Raw genomic sequence first — 22,420 nt, 5'->3', positions numbered from 1 at the left:
GTTGCGACGCATCACCCCTCGCCGGATGTGCCGGCCGGGGACAGTGGAAAGGGCGAATGGACTGGGCGAAATACCGCACCACGACCTTTGACGAACTGATCCAGGCCGATGGACGGCCGCGACCGGCCGCGCGCCGCCTGGTCGAATACCTGGCCGGTCTCTCCGGCCGCGAAATCGCCGAACGCCAACTCGCCGCCGACGTGGTCGCGCGCGTGCAGGGCATCACCTTCACCGTGTACTCCGACGGCCGTAACGTCGACCGCACGCTGCCGTTCGACCTGATCCCGCGCATCATCCCGCTGAGCGAGTGGCAACGTACCGAAGCCGGCCTGAAGCAGCGCATGCGCGCGCTGAACCTGTTCATCGGCGACATCTACGGCAAGCAGCAGATCGTCAAGGACAAGGTGTTCCCGGCGATGCTGCTGAAGGATTCGGTGAACTTCCGCGAGCAGTGCGTCGGCATCGCGCCGCCGCTCGGCGTGTGGGCGCACATCTGCGGCTCGGACCTGGTGCGCGACGGCGATGGCACGCTGTACGCGCTGGAAGACAACCTGCGCATCCCGTCCGGCGTGAGCTACATGCTGGAGAACCGCATGGTGGCCAAACGCGTGTTCCCGGAGTTGTTCGAGACCAGTTCGATCCTGCCGGTGGACGAATACCCCAGCCAGCTGTACGACACGCTCGCCGCGCTGTCGCCGCGCCCGGGCGATACGCCGGTGATCGCGCTGCTGACGCCGGGTGTGTTCAACAGTGCCTACTTCGAACACGCGTACCTGGCCCAGGCGATGGGCATCGAGCTGGTCGAAGGCAGCGACCTGTTCGTCGCCGACGACGACTGCACCTACATGCGCACCGTGTACGGCCCCAAGCGGGTGGACGTGGTGTACCGGCGCGTGGACGACCTTTTCATCGATCCCGAAGTATTCCACCCCGACTCCGTGCTCGGCGTGCCCGGACTGATCCGCAGCTGGCGCGCGGGCAAGGTGGCGCTGGCGAATGCGCCGGGCGCGGGCGTGGCCGACGACAAGGTGGTCTTCGCCTACGTGCCGAAGATGATCAAGTACTACCTGGACGAGGAACCCATTCTGCCGAACGTACCCAGCTACCTCTGCCACAACGCGAAGGAGCGCAAGTACGTGCTGGAGAACATCGAGAAGCTGGTGGTGAAACCGGCCAACGAGTCCGGCGGCTACGGCATGCTGATCGGTCCGCGTTCCACCAAGCGCCAGCGCGAGAAGTTCAAGGCGCTGATCGAAGCGAATCCGCGCAACTACATGGCGCAGCCGACGCTGGCGCTGTCCACTGCGCCGATCGTCACCAAGCAGGGGCCGTCGCCGCGCCATATCGACCTGCGTCCGTTCGTGCTGTCGCGCCAAGATACCTACGTGACTACCGGCGGCCTGACGCGCGTGGCGATGGTCAAGGGCTCGCTGGTGGTGAACTCGTCGCAGGGCGGCGGCGCCAAGGACACGTGGGTGGTGGACCTGTCCGACGACGACGGGGAGGAAGGCTGATGCTGTCGCGCGTCGCCGACAACCTGTACTGGTTCAGCCGCTACGTGCGGCGGGCCGAGAACACCGCGCGCCTGGTGGGCGTAGGCAGCCAGCTCCAGCTCGACATGCCGCGTTCCGTGCGCTTCGCGTGGCGGCCGATGATCGACACGGTCGGCGCAGGCGAATGCTTCGAGCAGTGCTATCCGGCAACGGCGGAGGCCGCGGGTGATGCGGACGTGATCCGTTTCCTCCTGCTGGACGAACGCAATCCGTCCTCACTGCGTACCTCGGTGGATTCGGCCCGCGAGATCCTGCGCAGCATCCGCGATACGCTGCCGCAGGATGTGTGGGAGGCGATCAACGACCTGCATCTCTACATCGCTGCGCAGGGCGAACGCAGTCTCAGCCGGCGGTACCGGTTGGAATTCCTGCAGCGCATCGTCGACGGCTGCCTCAAGGTGTCGGGATTGTTGAGCGCCAACGTCAGCCGCGACATCGGGTACCAGTTCCTGCGCCTGGGCACGGGCCTGGAGCAGGCCGACATGACCACGCGCATCATGGATGCCGGCGCATCCGGTCTGGTGACGCCGCGCAACGAGGACGACCGCGAGGCGTTCCAGAACATGCAATGGATGAGCGTGCTGCGCTCGCTCGCCGGCTACCAGATGTTCCGTCGGCACGTGCGCCAGCGCGTCACCGCCGAACTGGCGCTGCGGTTCTTGCTGCAGAACAACGAGTTCCCGCGCAGCGTGCACTTCTGCCTGTCGCGCGTGCAGAGCGTGTTGCCGACGATGCCGCCGCGTCCCAGCGTGGATCGTCACCTCAACCGCGTCATCGGCCTGACCCGCAACGCCGATCCTGCTGTCCTCGCCACGCGCAATCCCGCGCAGTTCATGGATCAGATCCAGGTGCATCTGGGCGCGTTGCATGACGCCATCGCGGAAGGGTACTTCCACGGCTGAAGCCGTCAGTCGTGGCGGGTACGCCACGCGGCAGCGGAGATGGCGGCGAGCTTGCTCGCGATGAGCACCCCCGCGATACCCGCCACGACACGCCAGGGCGGCGGTATCCACCAGGCGAGGCTGAAGACGGTAAGGCCGAGGCCCGCGCAGAACACGATCACCGCGACGACCCAGGGCTTCAGGTCGCTCGCGGCCATCGCTCGCTACTGCTGCTGCCCCTGCGCGTCGCCCGGATCCTGTCGAGACGGTGCGCGGCGTGGCGGCATGGCAGGCATGCTGGCGGGAGCGGGCTCGCGCTCGCCCTGCGGCTCCCACGGGAAACGGGGCAGGCTGTGCACCGCCGCCTCCAGTTTGCGCGACCACGTGTCGTGGATCTCGGCGTACAGCGGCGTGTCGGCTTCCAGTCGCATCTTCTGGGTGATCTTCAGATCGCCGCTGCGCAGCAGCGCCATGTCCACCGGCATGCCGACGGACAGGTTGGAGCGGATGGTGGAGTCCAGCGACACCAGCGCGCAGCGCGCCGCGTCTTCCAGCGGCGTTTCGGGGCGGATGATGCGGTCGAGGATCGGCTTGCCGTACTTCGATTCGCCGATCTGCAGGTACGGCGTCTCTGGCGAAGTCGCAATGCAGTTGCCGAGCGGATAGATCATGTACAGACCCGGGCGCTCGCCGGCGATCTGGCCGCCGAGGATCAGCGTGGACTGCACGTTGACGCCGCTCTGCTGGGCCTCGTCGTTCATCTTGACCTGGCTGGCGACGAGCGTGTCGCCGACATACTCCGCCACTTCGTAGAGATGCGAGAACGTCTTCAGGCTGTGCTTGGCGTTGGGGTCATCAGCGTCGCGCTGCAGCCGCGAGATGGTCAGCTGCGTGGTCGCCAGATTGCCGGCCGACATGATGACGAACACGCGGTCGCCCGGCCATTCGAACACGTGCATCTTGCGGTACACGCGCACGTCGTCGAACGAAGCGCTGGTGCGGGTGTCCGCGGCGAAGACCAGGCCGTCGTTGACTTCGATACCGACGCAATAGGTCATGGCGTGTCCGTTGCTGCTGTGCACCACGATTCTATGCGCCACCCCGGGGGTTGGCTAGGGCCGCCATCCCAGTGTTAGACGGCCCGTACAATGACCGGGATTTCCGCTCCCGGTGCGCCATGCAGGCCGATCTTCCCCTTCCCGACGACGAGGCGCGCGCCCACAGCGAACGCCTTGCCGCTTTCATCCGCAGCGAGATCGCCGCCGAGGGCGGCAGCATTCCGTTCTCGCGCTTCATGGAACGCAGCCTCTATGCGCCCGGTTTGGGCTACTACAGTGCGGGCAGCACCAAGTTCGGCGAGGCGGGCGATTTCACCACCGCGCCGGAACTGGGCCCGCTGTTCGCCAGCTGCGTGGCACAGGCGGTGGCACCGGTGCTGCAACAGATCGGGCCGCAGGCCGAGTTCGTCGAGATCGGTGGCGGCAGCGGCGCGTTCGCCGAGATCGTGCTCAAGCGGTTGCTCGAACTGGACGCGCTGCCCGCGCGCTACGGCATCCTTGAGCCCAGCGCGGACCTGCGCGAACGCCAGCGTGAACGGTTGGGGCGTCGGCTGATTCCGCCGGTGTTCGACCTGATCGAATGGTTGGATGCGCCGCCGTCGGAAACCTGGAACGGCGTGCTGTTCGCCAACGAAGTCGTCGATGCGTTGCCTACGCCGCGCTTCACGCTGCGCGATGGCGAAGTATTCGAGGAAGGCGTGGCGTTGGACGGCGAGGGTCGCTTCGTCCGCACCGATCGTCCGGCCGATGCCTTGCTGGCCGCCGCGGTGCGCCATGTCGAACGCTACCTGGGACAACCGTTCCCGGACGGCTACCGGTCCGAGCTGTTGCCGCAGCTGCCGTACTGGGTACAGGCGGTGATGGGGGGCCTGGATCGCGGTGCGATGCTGTTCGCCGACTACGGCTACCCGCGCCGCGAGTTCTACCAGGCCGATCGCGACGACGGCACGTTGCGTGCGTATTACCGGCATCGCGTGCACAACGACGCGTACCTGTGGCCGGGCCTGCAGGACATCACGGCGTCGGTGGATTTCACTGCGCTGGCCGAGGCCGGTACGAATGCGGGCTTCGATCTGGCCGGCTACACCACGCAGGCAAATTTCCTGCTGGGCAACGGCTTGCAGGAGCGACTGGATGAAGCGCAGCAGCGCGCGGACGAAACCACGCTGCTGCGCCTGCGCAACGAAGCCAAGCGGCTGACGTTGCCCAGCGAGATGGGCGAGCGCTTCCAGGTGATGGGCTTCTCGAGCGACGTCGAGTTCGGTACCGCGTTCCTGTTCAACGACCTGAGCTGGCGCCTGTGAGCGGCCTGTTCGCGCTGCGTCCATTCCAGCGTCCGCGCCTATGGCTGTGGCTGTGGCTGCTGGCGATCGCCGTCGTCATGGCGCTGTCGCTGGCGAACCTCAGCCGTCTGCCGCCGGTGCCGGAAGGGGGCGACAAGGTCGAGCACTTTCTGGCCTACGGGTTGCTGTCGTTGTCGGCGATGCAGCTGTTCGCCTCACGTCGTGGGTGCATCGTGGTGGCGGCGTTGCTGGTCCTGATGGGCGTGGGCCTGGAGTTCGCCCAGGGTGCGCTGACAACCACGCGCATGGCCGATCCGCGCGACGCCCTGGCCAATACGCTCGGCGTGCTTGCCGGTCTGGCGACGTTGTTCACGCCCTTGCGCGGCATGCTGCTGGCGTTCGATACACGGCTCCGACCGCGACGCGCATCATAGGAAAGAAAAAGCCGGGCACTGCCCGGCTTTTTCTTCGAGTACGCCGTGACTCAGCGCGGCTGCAGGGTGATGCGGTCCAGCACCCACATCTGCGGGCGCGTGTCGCCGGTGAAGCGCACGCACAGGTCCTGCTTGCCCGTGGTGCCGGCGGGCAGGGGCGCATCCAGGTTCAGGAAGCCGTCGGCATTCGGCGCCGCCGGCAGCGGGACCGTCGCCAGCACCGTGCCCTTGCAGCCGCCCCCAAGGATCTCCAGCTCGCCCAGCGGGGACTTCGCCGGTTCGAACGTGCGGTGCGGCTCGTCGTGCGCCAGCTGGAAGTAGTACGGGATGCGGCCGGCCCGCACCTTGATCGATGCGATGCCGTCCAGGTCGGCCTGGTTCCACTGCCAGCACGGGTAGAAGATCGTCGCGTTGAAGATCGCGCGCTCGCCATCGGCCGGGCCATCGTCTTCCAGGCGCAGCAACAGGCGGCCGGCATCCGGGCACACGGCCATCGCTTCATCGGTGCGCGTGAGCAGCGCAGCGGGCGTCAGCTCGAACGTGGCAGCCGGTGCCAGTGCGCGGCCCTCGGCGAAGGCCGCCGCACGCACGGTGACCGGCGTCATCAGATCGAGCGGTGCCGCGAAGACCTTGGACGACGAGGTCGGTTCGTTGCCATCCGTCGTGTAGTGCACGGCATAGCCGAGCGGATTCGACAGCGTGACCTTCACAGTGCCCGCCTTGCGGTCGTCCTCGGTCGCGATCATCGCTTCGAACGGCGTCTTCGCGTAGCCCAATCCGATTGCGTCATAGCGCTTCAGCTGTGCAGGCAGGCGTTTCGTGAAATCGCCGAAGTCCTTCTTCGCCGCCGGCGTCCAGCCGGTCTCCGCCACCGCGGCCAGGCGCGGGAATGCGTTGTGCTGCAGGCGCGCGAACGTACGCGTGTGCTCGGTCCACAAATTGGCCTGCAGGCCGAGGATGTGGTGGCGCTGGCTCTCTTCCAGCTCCGGCGGCACCGGCTCGAACGCGTAGACATCCTGTAGCGTGATCAGCGCGGGGCGCCCCGGCGGTTCATTCGGTGAGGCGGTCTGCAGATAGTCGAGATAGGTCTTGTTCGACGGCGACATCACCACGTCATGACCCTGGCGTGCCGCCTTCAAGCCGCCTTCGATGCCGCGCCACGACATCACCGTGGCTTCCGGCGGCAGCTTGGCTTCGAGGATCTCGTCCCAGCCGATCAGGCGCTTGCCGTGTCCGGCGAGGTACTTCTCCAGCCGCTCGACCAGATACCCCTGCAGGTCCATCTCGGTCTTCGCGCCGACCGCCTGCATCCGAGCTTGCTCACGCGCGGAGGCCTCCCACTGGTCTTTCACCGCTTCGTCGCCGCCGATGTGCACGTAGGTGCCCGGGAACAGCTGCACCACTTCGCCCAGCACGTTCTCGAGGAAGGTGATCGTGCCCTCCTCGACGTTGACCAGGTTGGGGAACACGCCCCACTCGTTCGACGGCACCAGCGGCGTGTCGATCGAGCCGAGTTCCGGATAGGCGGAGATCGCCGCGGTCGCATGGCCCGGTACGTTGATCTCGGGTACCACGGTGATGTGGCGCTCGGCGGCGTACTTCACCACGTCGCGGATCTGGTCCTGCGTGTAGAAGCCACAGTAAGGACGCGGTTCGCCGGTCTTCGGATCCTTGCCGCCGTCGCCGGCGGGAATGCGGCAGCCACCGATCTCGGTGAGCTTCGGGTATTGCTTGATCTCGATGCGCCAGCCCTGGTCGTCGGTCAGGTGCCAGTGCAGCGTGTTGAGCTTGTGCAGGGCCATCGCATCGATGACCTTCTTGACGTCGTCGACGGTCTGGAAGTGGCGCGCCGGGTCCAGCATGAAGCCGCGCCAGGCGAAGCGCGGTGCGTCTTCGATATGCAGCGCCGGCAGCGTGACACCGCCCTTGTCGCCCTGGGTGGCGAGCTGCCACAGCGTCACCGCGCCGTAGAACAGGCCACGTTCGTCGCGTGCCTTCACCGTGGCACCGTCGGGCGTGATGTCCAGCGTATAGGCCTCGGGCGAGGCGTCGTTCGCGCCGCCCGCTTCCAGCACGAAGCGGATCACACCCTTGCCGTCGGTCTGCGCGGTCGACAAGGCGGGACCGCCCGCCGACGTCAGGTAGGCGACGAACTGTCGGGCAACGCGCGTCGCCGGTTCGCCCGTGGCGAATACCTGGGTCTGGCCATCGATGACGAAGCGGCCCTCGCCCGTCTGCAGCGTGGCGGGCGCGGGAATCAGGGCGGGCGTGATGGGCGCCGATACGGACGCGGTGCCGGCATCGCTGCCCGTTCTGGCGCAGCCGGCCAGGACCAGCAGGGTGAGGGCCATGCCGGCCAGGGCGCGACGGAGGAAGGGTCGTTTCATCGGAATCCTCGTGGGCGAACGAGCGGAAGAGTGCCAAAAAAAAGCGGGCCCGGACAAATCCAGGCCCGCAGAGGGAGAGTGTTCCCTTACATCGATGACGCGATCAGAACTTGAAGCGGAAGTTCAGGTAGTACTGGCGGCCGTTGCTGTAGAACGCATGCGGCAGGTAACCCGGTACCGCGTCGTTCTCCGTGTAGTACTTCAGCTTCGGGTTGTTGAGGTTCAGGCCGTCCAGGCTGATCGTCAGCCAGTCGGTGGCCTTGAAGCCCAGCGAGGCCGACACCGTGGCGAAGTCATCCTGGTAGAAGTTGTCGGCGCGGCTGACGCCGGCGTAGAACGAGCTGCGATAGCTGTAGTTCACGCGGGCGTTGAAGCGGTCGTTCTCGTACCAGCCCGACAGGTTGTAGGTGTTCTCGGAGGTACCGTTGAGCGGCTTGCCGCCGTCGGCCTCGCCATCCACGTAGGTGTAGTTGGCGTTGATGCCGAAGTTGTCGCCGATCGGCTGCTCGTAGGTCAGCTCCACGCCGCGGGCCTTGCCGTTCGAGTTGACCGGGATCGACACCAGGTAGTCGCTGTAGACGTCCGTGCCGGCAGCCTGGCTGGCCTGCTGGTCCTTGTACTGGACGATGACGTTGCCGAAATCGACGTAGCCATCCATGTCCATCGAGAACACGCTGGCGGCGAGCAGGGCGCGCGGAGCGAAGTACCACTCGATCGAAGCATCGAAGTTGGTCGACACCAGCGGATCGAGGTTCGGATTGCCGCCGCTGCCTTCGTGGGTCAGGTCGTTGAGCGTCAGCGAGCCGGCCAGCGCGGAGAAGTCCGGACGGGTCATGGTCTTGCTGCCGGACACACGGGCCACCAGGTTGTCGGTCAGCTCGAACTTGAAGTTCACGCTGGGCAGCAGCTCGTTGTAGTCGTTGTTCACCACGACCGGCAGGTAGTCGCCGAACGCCGAGCCGGTGATCGCACCGGGGATCCCGGAGTTGACCGCCAGCGCCTGGTTGTAGCTCACGTCGGTTTCCGTCTGCACATAACGCAGGCCGGCATTACCGCTCCAGCGATCGCCCTGGAAGTTCAACTGGGCGTACACCGCGTTGATGTCTTCCTCTACGCCGTACACGTCCGAGAAGTAGAAGCGCTCGGGATTGTTACGGTTGGCGAAGCGGGCATTGAGTTCCGCCAGCTGTGCAGGCGTGTAGTACCAGATGCCCGACGGCACGTTGCCGCCAATGCCGAAATCGCTCGGGTACGCGCCACCTGCCGCCGGATAGGCGTTGATGTCGGTCCAGTTGCTGGCCCAGTTCGGGCCCTGGGCGAGCGAGAAGTCGTTGCTGCGCTCGTGCGTCGCGAAGCGGTAGCCGAAGTCCAGCGAGGACAGCACGTCGGACTGGAAGAAGAACTGGCCGTCCGCCGACGCCCAATCTTCCTTGTCGAGCACATCGATGCCCTGCGCGCCGAAGATCCAGCCGTTCTGCGGCAGGTGGTTGGCGGCCGTGTTGGTACCGCCCAGCGACCAGTCGATCGGGCTGCCCACGCCATTCATGCTCCAGCTCGCGCCAGCGTTGCCGGCGACGCCGGTTTCCAGCACGTCTTGGGTGGGGCTGCTGCCGTTGCCCTTGGTGGAGCCGAGCTGGAACACGAACTTCAGCGCATCGCTGGCATTCCATTCGGCGTCGAGCGCGATGTACTTCGAGGTCGAGACCGCGCCCGGGCGGGAGATCATGTCGTACACGCCGTAGGGCGTGACCGTACCGGACGTGACCGGCGCGTAGGTGGCGCTGGTCAGCACGCCGTTCTCGACGGTGTAGCTGGTCGGCGTCTGCGAATTGACGAACTGACTGGCCCACATCATGTAGTTGCGGTTGTAGTTGTCCGCCTTCAACCGCGAGTAGAACGCGTTGACGTTCAAGGTCAGGTTGTCGGTGACCTTGGCTTCGATATTGGCCACGCCACCCTGGCGCTTGCGCACCTGTTCGAACAAGGCGGCACCCAGAAGGTTGGGGTACAGCACGCCATTCAGTTCGGGATTGGTCGAGGTGATGGTGCCGTAGCCGCCCACCACTTCCTGGCCATCACGGCGCAGGCTGCGTTCTTCGTTGAACACCTGGAACAACATGCCGGCGGTGCCTTCGTCGTTGCGCCAGTTCAACAGGGCATCGAGCTGCGGCTTGGTGTCGCCCGGCAGGTCGGAGTGCACCGCGCCGATGGAGCCCTGGATCGTCAGGGGTTCGGCGAACTGCAGCGGACGGCGGGTGATGATGTTCACCGAACCGGCGGTGCCGCCTTCGACCAGTTTCGCTTCGGAGGTCTTGTGCACCACGACGCGGTCGACGATCTCGGACGGATACAGCGAATAGCTCACGCTGCGGCCGACGTTGCCCACCTGGCTGAGCACGAACCAGTCGCCGGTGCCGATGGTGTGGCCGTTGACCAGGGTCTGCGTGAGGCTCGGATTGGTGCCGCGCAGGCTGACGCGGTCGGCTTCGTCGAAGCCGCCTTCGCTCGCGCTGGACGAGGCGATGTTGACGCCCGGCAGCTGGCGCAAGGTGTCGGCCACGTTCTTCGCCGGCAGCTTGCCGATGTCTTCGGCGGTGACGACTTCGACGTGCGTGGCGGCGTCGCGCTTGGCGTCGAGCGCCTTCTCGATGCTGCCACGGATGCCGGTGACCACCACGGTATCGAGGTCGGTCGCCTGTGTTTCGGTCGGTTGAGCGTCCTGCGCCTGCGCCTGCGCCTGCGCCACCACACCCAGACAGGTCACGATGGCGGCGGAAAGGATGGATCTGCGGTAATTCATGATGTCTCTCCCATCATTCATTGTTTGAGTTTCGGCAGGTCTTGCTCGCGCTTGCTCCGCCGTGCTTGAAGCCTTTACTGCAATCGACGCCACGCCTGTCCCGGCGCTTCCATTTCAATCGTCCTGGTGTTGCTCCAGGTACCACTTGGCGGCACCCACCACCCCCAGCTGCCCGTGTTCCACCAGCTTCACGGGGATGCGTTCGAGCGCCTCGCGCATCGATCCCTTGTTGAGGAATCGCGCGACGAAGCTGCTCTGGATCAGGAATTCGCGGATCTTCGGCAGGATCCCGCCGGCGAGGTACACGCCGCCCTGCACGCCGTACAGCAGAGCCATGTCGCCGACGACGCTGCCGAGCAGGCCGCAGAACACATCGAGGCTTTCGCGCGCCAGCGGGTCGTCACCCGACAGCGCGGCGGCAGTGACCTGGCCCGGGTGCGTGTAAGCCGAAGGCGCGGCGCCGCGGACGGCGCACAGCGCGGCATGCAGGTTCAACAAACCGGGGCCGGACAGCGCCTGTTCGACCGGCACGTGCGTGCGGGTCTTCAGCATCTCGGCCAGCAGCGCCATCTCGAGCGCGTTGCCGGCGGTGAGCGCGGCCTGGCCGGCTTCGGTCGCCAGCACCACGGCGCGTGCGCCGACCGGGATCCACACCGCCGCGCCCAAACCGGTGCCCGGGCCGAGGATCAGCGTGGGGCCGCGGGTCGGTGCGATCGCCGGGCCGGTGAGTTGCAGCACCTGGCTGGCGTCCACCTGCGCGGCGGCATGCGCGACGGCTTCAAAGTCGTTGACCAGGCGGACGTCGTCGAAGCCGAGCTGCGTGCGCAGTTCCGCCAGCGACAAGCGCCAGGGCAGGTTGTTGGTGATGACGGTGCCGTCTTCCAGCGCATAGCCGGCGCTGGCGATCACGCCACGGGTCACGCGCCCGTGGTCGAGGCCCAGGTGGTGCAGGAAATCCTCGACGATGTCGCCCAGGCCGGCATGGTCGGCACAGGCGTACTTGCGGTACTCCAGCACATGGACCGGCATCCCGGCGTCGCCGCTGCCGCGCACCAGGCCGATGCGGACATGGGTGCCACCGACGTCCGCCGCGATGAAGGCGTCGTGCGCCCCGCGGCTGGCATCTGTCGGCAATGGATTGGCAATGGCGACCACACGTCTCCCCACATGTTCGCGGCCGGGACCCCGTCATCCCGATATGGCCGGAGTGTGGAAAGTGTTTGACAACGTTGTCAAGACTCTGTCATGAAATAGCCGTCCGGCGGGCGAGGCAGTGCGCGGAATCGACAACAATGCTCGTATTCAGTATTGAATTGCGCGCACTGATGTCGTTAATGGTTGAATACAAAGGCGAAAAGCGAGGAAGTCCCGCAGGACTTGATGTTGCGGTGCACGATACCAGTGCACTCACAGAAGGGGTGCCAAGCCGGTTCAAGATCTCACTGTTCCGGTGGGTCGTCTGATGACTTTGACAACGTTGTTCCCGATGTCGCGCGCAGGCGCGACCTTCTAGATCGAGGGGATTGCATGAGTACCGCCGCTGGCTCCACCCCGCTCCGCTCGCTCGCCATCGTCGGCGTGCTGTTCTTCATCATCGGGTTCTTCACCTGGATCAACGGCCCGCTGATCACCTTCGTGCAGCTCGCTTTCGATCTGGACGAGGTGAATGCCTTCCTCGTGCTGATGGTGTTCTACCTGTCGTACTTCTTCCTCGCGTTGCCTGCCGCGGCGTTGCTCAAGCGCACCGGCATGAAGAAGGGCCTGGCCGCCAGCCTGTTCGTGATGGCGATGGGGGCGGCGATGTTCGGCGAGTTCTCCACCCAGCGTTGGTATCCCGGTGCGTTGGCTGGCCTGTTCGTGATCGGCGGCGGCCTGGCGTTGCTGCAGACGGCGGTGAACCCGTACGTCAGCATCCTCGGCCCCATCGAAAGCGCCGCCCAACGCATCGCGCTGATGGGCATCTGCAACAAGATCGCCGGCATGCTGGCACCGATCGTGATCGGCACGCTGGTATTGCACGGCGTGGGCGATCTGGCCGCGCAGGTCGAGGCGGCCGATCCCGTCGCCAAGGCGGCGCTGCTGGACGCGTTCGCGGCGAAGATCCACCTGCCGTATCTGGTGATGGCCGGCCTCCTGGTCGTGGTCGCGATCGGCATCCTGTTCTCGCCGTTGCCGGAGGTGAAGCCGTCCGAGGTCAATGCCGCGCCCGCGGCCGATGTCGCCGATGGCGCACGTGGCCTGTCGCACTTCCCGCACCTGTGGCTGGGCGTGCTGTGCCTGTTCCTCTACGTGGGGGTGGAGGTGTTGGCGGGCGACGCGATCGGCACCTATGGAAGGGGCTTCGGCCTGCCGCTGGACCAGACCAAGCTGTTCACCACCTACACGTTGTTCGCGATGCTGGCCGGTTACCTCGTCGGATTGGCGGTGATCCCGCGCTTCGTGTCGCAGGAACGCTACCTGGCCATCTCCGCCGCGCTGGGCGTGCTGTTCGCCCTCGGCGCGCTGCTGACGCACGGCTATGTGTCGGTCGGCTTCGTCGCTGCGCTGGGCTTCGCCAACGCCATGATGTGGCCGGCGATCTTCCCGTTGGCGATCAAGGGCCTGGGCCGGCATACCGAGACCGGATCGGCCCTGCTGATCATGGGCATCGCCGGCGGAGCGATCCTGCCGCAGCTATTCGCGGTGCTGAAGCAGCACTACGACTTCCAGGTCGTGTTCGCCGGTCTCGCCGTGCCGGGCTACCTGTACATCCTCTACTACGCGCTGGCCGGGCACCGGGTGGGCCGGGCGCGGCCGGCGACGGCCGTGCCGGAACGCGGCATCATGGTGGACTCGCCTCCATGACGGAAACGCCCATGCGCCGACCCACCATCAAGGACGTCGCCGAACGCGCGAAGGTCTCGCTGAAGACCGTGTCCCGGGTCATCAACAACGAGCCATCGGTGCTGCAGGGCACCCGTGCGCGCGTGCTGCACGCCATCGCCGAACTGGACTACGAACCGGACCAGTCCGCGCGCAACCTGCGCAGCGGCACGCCGTTCGTGATCGGGCTGGTCTACGACAATCCCAACCCGTACCACATCATCGGCGTGCAGAACGGCGTGCTGGCCGCCTGCAAGGAGACCGGCTTCGGCCTGCAGATCCATCCGGTGGATTCCACCTCGCCGTTGCTGGCGGAGGAACTGGTGGAATTCGTCCAGCGTTCGCGCCTGGCCGGGCTGGTGCTGACCGCGCCGATGTCCGAACGCGCCGATCTGGTGACGGCGCTGGCCGCGCGCGGGGTGAAGCTGGTGCGCATCATCGCGGCGACCGAAGATCCGGAAGACGGCCTGCCATGCGTCTACGTCGATGACCGCGACGCCGCCTACGAGATCACCGAACACCTGATCCAGCTCGGCCACCAGCGCATCGGCTTCCTGTGGGGCGGACTGGCGCACCGGTCGAGTACCGAACGCTATGCCGGTTATGAGAAAGCGTTGAAAGACTACGGCATCACCCTCGACAAGCATCTCGTCGTGCCGGGCGATTACACCTTCGACGACGGTTTCCGTGGCGCGCGCCGCTTGCTGGCGCTGCGCGAACCGCCCACCGCGATCTTCGGTTCCAACGATGAAATCGCGGCCGGCGTGCTGGCGGCGGCGAAGTCGGCCGGCATGAACGTGCCCTACGACCTGTCCATCGCCGGTTTCGAGGACAGCCCGTTCTCCAAGCAGTCGTGGCCGCCGCTGACCACCGCCAAGCAGGCCACGCAGGACATCGCCAAGCAGGCTGCGCGCCTGCTGATCGCCGGCCTGCGCCAGGACGCCTACGACGACCATCCCACCGCCGTGCACAACCAGGGCTTCGTGCCGCAACTGGTCGTGCGCGGTTCCACTGCGCCGGTCCGACCGCGCGCGGACCGACCCGAACCCCTCTCGCCATGACCGACACCCCGCTGCCCGCGCCTTCCGACACGCTGATGCATCAGGAGGCGGCCCAGACCGCCGACATCGTCGCCGACCAGTACACGCGCAATGCCTCGACGGTGAAAGCGCTGGCAGACGACCTGCGCCGTAATCCTCCACCGTTCGTGGTGACGTGCGCGCGCGGCAGTTCGGATCATGCGGCGACGTATGCGAAGTATCTGTTCGAGACGCAGCTCGGCGTGGTCACCGCGTCGGCATCGCCGTCGGTGGGCTCAGTCTACGAAGCGAAGCAGCGATTGGCCGATGCGCTGTACGTCGTGATCTCGCAGTCGGGCAAGAGCCCGGACCTGCTGCGCAATGCGAGCGCGGCCAAGGAGGCCGGCGCACGCGTGGTCGCACTGGTGAACGTGGAAGACTCGCCGCTGGCGCAACTCGCCGACACCGTGCTGCCGTTGCGCGCCGGTCCCGAGCGCAGCGTGGCGGCGACCAAGAGCTACCTGGGTTCGCTCGCGGCGATCCTGCAACTGGCCGCGTACTGGAAGGACGAGGCGCCGCTGCATGCCGCCGCCGATGCCTTGCCCGACGCGCTGCGACGCGCGTGGCAGGCGGACTGGTCGCCACTGACCGATGGGCTGGCGGGTGCACACAACCTGTTCGTTCTCGGGCGCGGCTTGGGCCTCGCCGCTGCGCAGGAGGCTGCACTGAAGTTCAAGGAAACCTGCGGCCTGCACGCCGAGGCCTACAGTTCTGCGGAGGTGAAGCACGGGCCGATGGCGCTGGTCGGTCCGGGCTTCCCGGTGCTCTGCTTCGCCCAGCCGGACGAAACCGAAGCCGGCACGCTGGCGTTGGCGCAGGAATTCCGCGGCCGCGGTGCGCAGGTGTGGGTCGCATCGCGTCAGGGCGACCTACCACTGGTCGATGCGCCGCACCCGGCGTGCGCCCCGTTGCTGACGATCCAGAGTTTCTACCGGGCGATCAATGCGCTCGCGCTGCGTCGCGGCCATAACCCGGATGTGCCGCCGCACCTCAACAAGGTCACTGAAACGGTATGAATGCGACGAGCGCCACCACCGCCCTGTGCAATGCCCGCGTGCTGACGCCGGATGGCTTCGTCGAAGGTCTGGCGGTGCTGATGCAGGACGGCCGCATCGCCGACCTGCTCGCCGACGATGCGATCCCGTCAGATGCGGTGCGGCACGATCTTCGCGGCGCGACGTTACTGCCCGGGTTCATCGATGCGCAGGTCAACGGTGGCGGTGGTGCGCTGTTCAACAACGACACGAGCGTGGAGGCGATCCGCACGATCGCGCGGGCGCACCGGCGCTTCGGCACGACCGGACTGTTGCCGACGTTGATCAGCGACGATGCCGACGTGATGGCGCGCGCGATCGCGGCGACGCGCGAGGCCATCGCGCGGAGCGTGCCGGGCGTACTCGGCATCCACTTGGAAGGTCCGTACATCGCGCCCGCGCGCAAGGGCACGCACGATGCGGCGAAGTTCCGCATGCCCGGCGCGGACGAAATCGCGATGGCGACGTCACTCGACAACGGCGTGACCCTGCTGACCCTGGCGCCCGAACAGGTACCGACCGACACCATCCGCACTTTGGTGGCGCGCGGTGCGATCGTCGTCGCTGGCCACACGGCCGGCAGTTACGAACAGATCCGCGCCGGCATCGACGCGGGCGTGTCGGGCTTCACCCATCTCTACAACGCAATGTCGCCGTTGCAGGGCCGCGAACCGGGTGCGGTCGGTGCTGCGCTGGAGGACGACGGTTGCTGGTGCGGCGTGATCGTCGATGGCGTGCACGTACATCCGGCCAGCCTGCGCGTCGCATTGGCAGCCAAGCCGCGCGGTAAGGTGGTCCTGGTCACCGATGCGATGCCGATGGTCGGTTCGGACGATCCGTCGTTCGATCTGTATGGCGAAACCATCACTGCCGTGGAGGGCGTGGTGCGCAATGCGGCCGGCGCGTTGGCGGGTTCGGCGTTGGACATGATCACCGCCGTGCGCAACTGCGTGCGGCTGCTTGGCCTGCCGCTGGAAGAAGCCGCGCGCATGGCGTCCACCTATCCTGCCGACGTCCTCGGCCTGGGTGGGACGCACGGCCGCATCGCGCCCGGCTACCGCGCAGACCTGGTGGCGCTGGATGCCGACCTGCAGATCGTCGGCACGTGGATCGGCGGCGCCTGATCCCGCGCGCATGAGCGTCGCTCCGGCCCGGTTCGCGTCCGTCGATGCGCTGCGCGGCCTGACGGTCGCCGCGATGCTGCTGGTCAATACACCGGGCGACTGGTCGCATGTGTACCCACCGCTGCTGCACGCGGAATGGCATGGCGTGACGCCGACCGACCTGGTGTTCCCGTTCTTCCTCTTCATCGTCGGCGTATCGATTTCGCTGGGCATCGTGCCGCGTGCCGAGGCAGGCCTGGCGCGCGACGCACTGGTGCGCGCGCTGCTGTGGCGCGCGGCGAAGATCGTCGCGCTCGGCCTGGCGTTGCATCTGCTGGCGTACCTGATGCTGGACCGTCCGCACTTCCGTCCCTGGGGTGTGCTGCAGCGGATCGGCGTGTGTTTCGCTGCGGCCGGCCTGATCGCGCTGTACGTGAAGCCTCGCCTGCAGTGGGCATTGATCGGCGCGGTCCTGCTCGGCTACTGGGTGCTGCTCGCACCGTCCGGCTATGCGGCTTACACGAACCTGCCGGCACGCGTGGATACGGCGTTGTTCGCGCCGTGGCTGTACCAGTGGGATGCGACGCTCGCGCGCGGGCAGGATCCGGAGGGGTTGCTGAGCACGTTGCCGGCCATCGCCACCACGCTGTTCGGCGTGCGCGCCGGTGCCTGGTTGCGGGGCGGCGCGCTTCGCACGCTGGTGCTGGCCAGCATGGCGGCTGTGGCCATCGGCCTGGCATGGAGCAGCGTGTTTCCGTTGAACAAGGCGCTGTGGACCTCGTCGTATGCGCTGTTCACCGCCGGCTGCGCATTGCTTGCGCTGGCGCTCGCCCATGCGGCGGTGGACCGGCAGGGTTGGCCGGCCGTGGGGCGACGCTTCGGCGCCAACGCCATCGCCGCCTATGTCGGCGCCGCCGTGATGACATACGTGCTGCTCGGACTCGGCTGGATGGAGCCGCTGTACCGGGTCGGATTCGCCGACTGGATGACGCCGCGCTTCGGACCGTACCTGCCGTCGCTGGCGTTCGCGCTGTCGTTCCTCGGCGTGTGGTGGCTGGTCGTGTGGGCGATGGATCGGCGAGGCTGGTACCTGAAGGTCTGAAGGCCCGGCGGCCATCACGCTTTTCTTCGCCCGGCCGGCGTACAACGGCGATCACCCCTGACGGAGCCGCCCGCATGAAGATGCCGTTGCTGCTTGCCTGCGTGGTCTGCCTGGCGTCCTGCCAGCGCGCCACGGTCGACGAGAACGGCGCACGCATCGTGGTTTCGTCTCCCCCGGGGACGACGACCGCAGCGGGAGCCGCCTTGGCGCCGCGTGGCCAGGCGCCTGCGACGTTGCCGGGCGTGCAGCGCGTCGCGGGCGGCATGTCGCCGCCGCGTGCCGTGCCCAACCCACCTTTCACCAGCACACCCGTTGCCACGTTCAATGAACCATGGGCGATGACGTTCCTGCCCGATGGGCGCCTGCTGGTGACCGAAAAAAGCGGCACGTTGCGGCTGGCCAACGTGTCCACGGGGCAAGTGGGGCAGGTTACCGGGGTGCCCACCGTCGCTTACGGAGGACAGGGCGGGTTCGGCGACGTACTGCTGCATCCACGCTTCGCCGACAACCGGCTGGTCTACATCAGTTATGTCGAGGCGGGTAGCGGAAGCACTCGCGGTGCGGCCGTGGCGCGCGCGACGCTGGCGCTCGATGCCAGCGGGAACGGTGGCAGCCTGTCCAACCTGCAGGTCATCTGGCGGCAGACGCCCAAAGTCAGTGGCGATGCCCACTACGGCCATCGGCTCGCCTTCGGTGCCGATGGCAAGCTGTGGGTGACATCGAGCGACCGCCAGGCGATGACGCCCGCGCAGGACCTGCAGTCCACACTCGGCAAGCTGATCCGCCTCAACGATGATGGCAGCGTGCCACCGGACAATCCGTTCGCGGCGCAGGGTGGGATCGCGGCACAAGTGTGGACGCTGGGACACCGCAATCTGCTGGGTATCGCGTTCGACAATGCGGGCCGGCTATGGACGCATGAGATGGGGCCGGCTGGCGGCGACGAACTCAACCTCATCGAGCGCGGCAGCAACTACGGCTGGCCGATCGTCTCCAATGGCGACCATTACGACGGCACGCCCATCCCGGACCACCCGACGCGGCCGGAATTCAACGCGCCCGAAACATTCTGGAATCCGGTGATCGCGCCGGCGGGCTTCGTCATCTACTCGGGCAATCTGTTCCCCTGGTTCCGGGGCAAGGGCTTCATCGGCGGCCTGGCCTCGCAGGCGCTGATCGAAATCGAGTTCGACGGCACGCAGGCGCGCGAAGCGCGGCGCTACCCGATGGGTCGGCGCATCCGCGAAGTGGAGCAGGGGCCGGACGGTGCGTTGTGGCTGCTCGAGGACGGCGGTAGTGGGCGCCTGTTGAAGCTGACGCCCAACCGCAGTTGATCAGGGCGCGCTTCCGGCTTCCTGCTGCTGACGGGTGTGGCGGATGTCCAGGTACAGGCTGTACGCCGCGGTGAAGGCCGGCAGCAGGTTCTGCAGTACGCCCACGGCATCCTGCTTCGACGAGAACAGGAAATAGCTCAGCGCCATCAGGCTGCCCACCAGGCTCATGTACCAGAACAGGCGCGGGATCACCGGGCGGCGCGCGCGTCGCGAGGCGACGAACTGCACCAGCCAGCGACCGCCGAACATCGCCGCGCCGGTCAGGCCGATCAGCTTCCACGGCGTCATGTGCAGGCCGGTCCAACCCAGCCAGACGATTTCCTGGTTCATCACGCTCATGGCTTGCGCCCCGTGCCGATTTCGCTCACCGCGGTGACGCGGCTGCGCTGGATCAACCACGACACGCCCATCAGGTCCTTGATGCCGACCAGCGCGCGCCCCAGGTTGGTGTACTTGGATTGGCCCGAGCCACGCGGCCGATGGGAGACCGGCACACTGACCGTCTTCCAGCCCGCACGCTGCATCAGCGCCGGCAGGTAGCGGTGCATGTGATCGAAGTAGGGCAGGTCGAGGAACGCTGCGCGTTCGAACAACTTGATGCCGCAGCCGGTGTCGGGCGTGTCGTCGCGCAGCAGGCGCTGGCGGATCCCGTTCGCCCAGCGCGACGCCCAGCGCTTGCTGGCGGTGTCCTTGCGGTCCACGCGCCAACCGGCGTACAGGCGGGTCTGTGCATCGCCGTCGTCGCGCGCGGCTAGCAGCTTGGGAATATCGGCTGGATCGTTCTGGCCGTCCCCATCGAGCGTGGCGATCCAGGGCGAGAGCGCGTGCTTCACGCCGGTGCGGATGGCCGTGCTCTGCCCGCTGCGGCGCTGGTGCACCAGCACGCGCAATTCCGGTACTTCGGCCTTCAGCGCGGTGAGCACGTCGCGGGTGTCGTCATCGGACTGGTCGTCGACGCAGACGATGTCGAACGGCACGCGCCCGCGCAGGTGCTGCACCACTTCCTGCACGAGCGGGCCGATATTGCCGCGCTCGTTGAACACCGGGATCACGATGGAAAGGGCCGTCATGTCAGACCTCACTGAGACAACGGATTATTGTCCGGCCCGGCAGGTCAGGAAAATGTCGTGGTCCGGCTGGTACAGCGCGGTCCGCACGTCGGCGAGCCCCAGCAGCGTATGGAACAGGTCGTCGTGGCTGTGCGGGGCGGCGGCCACGCGGCGCAGGCAGCCCGCGTCCAGTCCTGCCGATGCGCGCCAACCCTCGGAAAACCAGGCCACCATCGGGACCTCCAACTGTTCGCGGGGGGCGATCGAATAGGGCATGCCGTGCAGGTAGAGCCCTTTCTCACCGAGCGATTCGCCATGGTCCGACACGTAGAGCAGCGCGGTGTCGTAACCGGGCAACTCGGCCAGTTCGTCGATGGCGCCGGCCAACACATGGTCCGTGTAACCGAGCGCGTTGTCGTACGCATTGACGATCTGCTCCCGGCTGCAGCGACCGAGGTCCGAGGTTTCGCATACCGGCGTGAACCGTTGGAAGGCCGAGGGATAGCGTTCGAAATAGGTGGGTCCGTGATTGCCCAGCATGTGCAGCACGATCACCTGGTCGCCGGTCTGTCGGCGTGCCGCCTCGGCCAGGCCTTGCAGCAGGATGCCGTCATGGCAACGCGTGCCGTTGCACAGGCCCGCATCGGTACGGGCGTGCATGTCTTCCACCGGCAAGCCCGCGCACACGCCCTTGCAGCCGGACTGGTTGTCGCGCCACAGCGTGGCGACGCCGGCGCGCTGCAGCACGTGGAGCACCGACTGGTGGCCACGGATCGCCTTCTCGTCGTAGTGGGCACGGCCGTAGGGCGAGAACATGCACGGCAGCGAGACCTCGGTGCTGCTGCCGCAGGCGGTGACGTGGGGGAAGTTCAGCACGCTTCGCTGTGCCAGCTCGGGCGTGGTTTGCCTTGCGTAGCCGTTGAGGCCCCAATTCGCGGCGCGTGCGGTTTCACCCACCACCAGCACCAGCAGGCGCGGCTTGCGCATGCTCGCGCCGGGCGCCCGCACGGCGTCCTCACCGATCGGCAACTGCACGCGCGCGCGTCCCGGTGGCTCTTCGCTGACCACCTTCGCCAGCGACACCAGCACGTTGGCCGGCGTGACCAGATAGCGGACCTCGCGCTGGTTGCGCAGGAAGGCGGTGAGCTGCTGGGTGACCGGCAGCACGCCGGCCAGGGCGATGGCGGCCATGCCGGCGAGCAGCGCGGCACGCAGGCCGAGCGTGCGCGCCCAGGTGCGCTCGCGCAGGCGCACGCGCCAGATCACCACCAGCGCAGGCAGGGCGGCGAGCAGCGGCAGCAGCGCGTCGCCGCCGGCGAGTTCGCTGGCTTCGCGCCAGTCGGTGTGCAACACGTTGCGCACCATGTCGGCGTCGATATAGATGCCGTACGCGGCCATGTAGTGGCCTGCGAGCGCGGCAGTGACCACCAGCAGCGACAGCACGATGCGCGCGGTGCGTCGCCAGACCAGCAGCGACAGCCACACGCCGTGCACGGCGGTCACGAGGAGGAACAGCGAAAGCGTCCAGGCGCCCTGCGCCAGCGGTTGCGGTACCGCCGCGCGCCAGAACACGGCGTTGGCGAACAGGCTGAAGTAGAGACAGGCCGCCAGGATCAGCGTTTCGGTCCCCACCCAGGGCCGCGCCAGGACGAGGGGACGCACACGCTGCCAGGCGCGAACGAGGGGACTCTCGGGGAGGGTCGCCGCGTTCATGCCTGCGTCTCCACCGTCGTCCACGCGCCACGCTGATGGAGCCATTCGATGGTGCACGCCACCGTCCAGCAGACCGCCAGGCTGGCGACGTCATGCGACAGGAAGTGCGCACCCCGCAGCTGCTGCGCGAGTCCGAACACGATGCCTGCGAGCAGGCCGACGCCCAAGCCCGCACGGCGCCAGCGGGGCGCCACATGCAGGAAGAAGAAGTACAGCGCCACCCAGGCGTAACCCCCTGCGGCATGCGCGGCGGGGAAGCAGGCCGCCGGCCCCATCGACGCCGGTCGCGCCTCGAACAGTCCCACGTAGGGGCGTTGCCCGCCGAGGCCCGCGAGGTCCCATGGGCAGTCCATGTGCGTCAGCGATTTCAGCACCGCCACGCAGGCGATGGAGGCGAAGACCGCCAACAGCAGGCGCGCGGCGGGCCGTGTCCATGTCGCGTCGGGCGAACGCCATCGCCACAGCGTGGCGACCAGCAGGCCCGCCCACGCCACCTGGCTCAGCCGACGCCCGCCGAGGTGCAGGACGGTCTCCATCCCTACGCTGCGCTTGAGCGCCCAGGCGCCGCCTTCCCACTGGAACAGACGTGTCGCCCAGTGCAGGTCGACCTGTCGCGCGGCCCACCAGGCGAGCAGCAGCAATGCCGTCGAAACCAGGAACAGTCGCGAGAGGTCGCTGCGGGAAGAGGGAAGGACAAGGGACGGCGAGACCGACATGCAGGACAGGCGTGGAGGAGGGCCTGCGCATG

General features: G+C 67.1%; 19 protein-coding genes. 10 read left to right on the top strand and 9 right to left on the bottom strand.

Annotated features, from left to right (window positions below):
• Positions 1 to 56 precede the first annotated feature (56 nt).
• Complete coding sequence (locus tag BM365_RS09760; protein ID WP_093488696.1) at positions 57 to 1,514, top strand: circularly permuted type 2 ATP-grasp protein; 1,458 nt, start codon at positions 57 to 59, stop codon at positions 1,512 to 1,514.
• Positions 1,514 to 2,455 carry an alpha-E domain-containing protein gene (locus BM365_RS09755; protein WP_093488694.1) on the top strand — a complete coding sequence of 314 codons (942 nt, stop codon included), beginning with the start codon at positions 1,514 to 1,516 and terminating at the stop codon, positions 2,453 to 2,455. Before BM365_RS09760 ends, BM365_RS09755 begins: the two co-directional genes overlap by 1 nt.
• 5 nt (positions 2,456 to 2,460) lie before the next feature.
• Here BM365_RS09755 and BM365_RS09750 read toward each other — a convergent pair whose 3' ends face one another.
• Positions 2,461 to 2,652, bottom strand: coding sequence for a hypothetical protein (locus BM365_RS09750; RefSeq protein WP_093488692.1), 192 nt, complete (start codon positions 2,650 to 2,652; stop codon positions 2,461 to 2,463).
• Positions 2,653 to 2,658: 6 nt separating this feature from the next.
• Positions 2,659 to 3,492 carry a proteasome-type protease gene (locus BM365_RS09745; RefSeq protein ID WP_093488690.1) on the bottom strand — a complete coding sequence of 278 codons (834 nt, stop codon included), beginning with the start codon at positions 3,490 to 3,492 and terminating at the stop codon, positions 2,659 to 2,661.
• A 119-nt stretch (positions 3,493 to 3,611) separates the two neighbouring features.
• Between BM365_RS09745 and BM365_RS09740 the strand changes: the two genes are divergently transcribed.
• Both BM365_RS09740 and BM365_RS09735 read left to right on the top strand, forming a co-directional pair.
• Positions 3,612 to 4,796 (top strand): class I SAM-dependent methyltransferase, encoded by a 1,185-nt coding sequence (locus tag BM365_RS09740; RefSeq protein ID WP_093488688.1) that lies wholly within the window; start codon positions 3,612 to 3,614, stop codon positions 4,794 to 4,796.
• Complete coding sequence (locus BM365_RS09735) at positions 4,784 to 5,209, top strand: VanZ family protein (protein ID WP_093488686.1); 426 nt, start codon at positions 4,784 to 4,786, stop codon at positions 5,207 to 5,209. Before BM365_RS09740 ends, BM365_RS09735 begins: the two co-directional genes overlap by 13 nt.
• 50 nt (positions 5,210 to 5,259) lie before the next feature.
• Here the strand turns inward: BM365_RS09735 and BM365_RS09730 are convergent, their stop codons facing one another.
• The 3 genes from BM365_RS09730 to BM365_RS09720 form a co-directional block, all read right to left on the bottom strand.
• The gene (locus BM365_RS09730) at positions 5,260 to 7,596 is read right to left on the bottom strand and encodes a family 20 glycosylhydrolase (RefSeq protein WP_093488684.1); all 2,337 of its coding nucleotides are present in this window, start codon (positions 7,594 to 7,596) and stop codon (positions 5,260 to 5,262) included.
• A gap of 103 nt (positions 7,597 to 7,699) precedes the next feature.
• On the bottom strand, positions 7,700 to 10,396 hold the full coding sequence (locus BM365_RS09725; RefSeq protein WP_093488682.1) for a TonB-dependent receptor: 2,697 nt from the start codon (positions 10,394 to 10,396) through the stop codon (positions 7,700 to 7,702).
• A gap of 114 nt (positions 10,397 to 10,510) precedes the next feature.
• Complete coding sequence (locus tag BM365_RS09720; RefSeq protein ID WP_093489637.1) at positions 10,511 to 11,542, bottom strand: glucokinase family protein; 1,032 nt, start codon at positions 11,540 to 11,542, stop codon at positions 10,511 to 10,513.
• Between the two features lie 381 nt (positions 11,543 to 11,923).
• On the opposite strand from BM365_RS09720, the gene BM365_RS09715 reads away from it, so the two are divergent.
• The 6 genes from BM365_RS09715 to BM365_RS09690 all read left to right on the top strand — a co-directional run bounded on the left by BM365_RS09715 (position 11,924) and on the right by BM365_RS09690 (position 18,910).
• Positions 11,924 to 13,240, top strand: coding sequence for a sugar MFS transporter (locus tag BM365_RS09715; RefSeq protein WP_093488680.1), 1,317 nt, complete (start codon positions 11,924 to 11,926; stop codon positions 13,238 to 13,240).
• An 11-nt stretch (positions 13,241 to 13,251) separates the two neighbouring features.
• On the top strand, positions 13,252 to 14,319 hold the full coding sequence (locus BM365_RS09710; protein ID WP_056880252.1) for a LacI family DNA-binding transcriptional regulator: 1,068 nt from the start codon (positions 13,252 to 13,254) through the stop codon (positions 14,317 to 14,319).
• Positions 14,316 to 15,353, top strand: coding sequence for an SIS domain-containing protein (locus BM365_RS09705; protein WP_093488678.1), 1,038 nt, complete (start codon positions 14,316 to 14,318; stop codon positions 15,351 to 15,353). Before BM365_RS09710 ends, BM365_RS09705 begins: the two co-directional genes overlap by 4 nt.
• A complete protein-coding gene (gene nagA, locus BM365_RS09700) occupies positions 15,350 to 16,495 on the top strand; it encodes an N-acetylglucosamine-6-phosphate deacetylase (protein ID WP_093488676.1) in 1,146 nt (381 codons plus the stop codon). The genes BM365_RS09705 and nagA overlap by 4 nt, the downstream gene beginning before the upstream one ends.
• A 10-nt stretch (positions 16,496 to 16,505) precedes the next feature.
• A complete protein-coding gene (locus BM365_RS09695) occupies positions 16,506 to 17,576 on the top strand; it encodes an acyltransferase family protein (protein WP_093488674.1) in 1,071 nt (356 codons plus the stop codon).
• A gap of 263 nt (positions 17,577 to 17,839) precedes the next feature.
• The gene (locus tag BM365_RS09690; RefSeq protein ID WP_093489636.1) at positions 17,840 to 18,910 is read left to right on the top strand and encodes a PQQ-dependent sugar dehydrogenase; all 1,071 of its coding nucleotides are present in this window, start codon (positions 17,840 to 17,842) and stop codon (positions 18,908 to 18,910) included.
• On the opposite strand, the gene BM365_RS09685 is transcribed toward BM365_RS09690, so the two are convergent.
• The 4 genes from BM365_RS09685 to BM365_RS09670 are packed head-to-tail and all read right to left on the bottom strand — an operon-like array spanning position 18,911 to position 22,388.
• Positions 18,911 to 19,249, bottom strand: a complete 339-nt coding sequence (locus BM365_RS09685; protein ID WP_093488673.1) for a lipid-A-disaccharide synthase N-terminal domain-containing protein — start codon at positions 19,247 to 19,249, stop codon at positions 18,911 to 18,913. It lies immediately after the preceding gene.
• Positions 19,246 to 19,980: a glycosyltransferase family 2 protein gene (locus tag BM365_RS09680; protein WP_093488671.1), complete on the bottom strand. Its 735-nt coding sequence runs from the start codon at positions 19,978 to 19,980 to the stop codon at positions 19,246 to 19,248. Before BM365_RS09680 ends, BM365_RS09685 begins: the two co-directional genes overlap by 4 nt.
• Before the next feature lie 24 nt (positions 19,981 to 20,004).
• A complete protein-coding gene (locus tag BM365_RS09675; RefSeq protein ID WP_093488670.1) occupies positions 20,005 to 21,672 on the bottom strand; it encodes a phosphoethanolamine transferase in 1,668 nt (555 codons plus the stop codon).
• The gene (locus tag BM365_RS09670; protein ID WP_093488668.1) at positions 21,669 to 22,388 is read right to left on the bottom strand and encodes a phosphatase PAP2 family protein; all 720 of its coding nucleotides are present in this window, start codon (positions 22,386 to 22,388) and stop codon (positions 21,669 to 21,671) included. The genes BM365_RS09675 and BM365_RS09670 overlap by 4 nt, the downstream gene beginning before the upstream one ends.
• Positions 22,389 to 22,420: the final 32 nt, after the last annotated feature.

The organism is Pseudoxanthomonas sp. YR558 (assembly GCF_900116385.1).
In the GTDB taxonomy this organism is placed as follows: domain Bacteria; phylum Pseudomonadota; class Gammaproteobacteria; order Xanthomonadales; family Xanthomonadaceae; genus Pseudoxanthomonas_A.
Note: the sequence above shows the minus strand (reverse complement) of the source record. Positions and strands in the feature narration are given on the sequence as shown.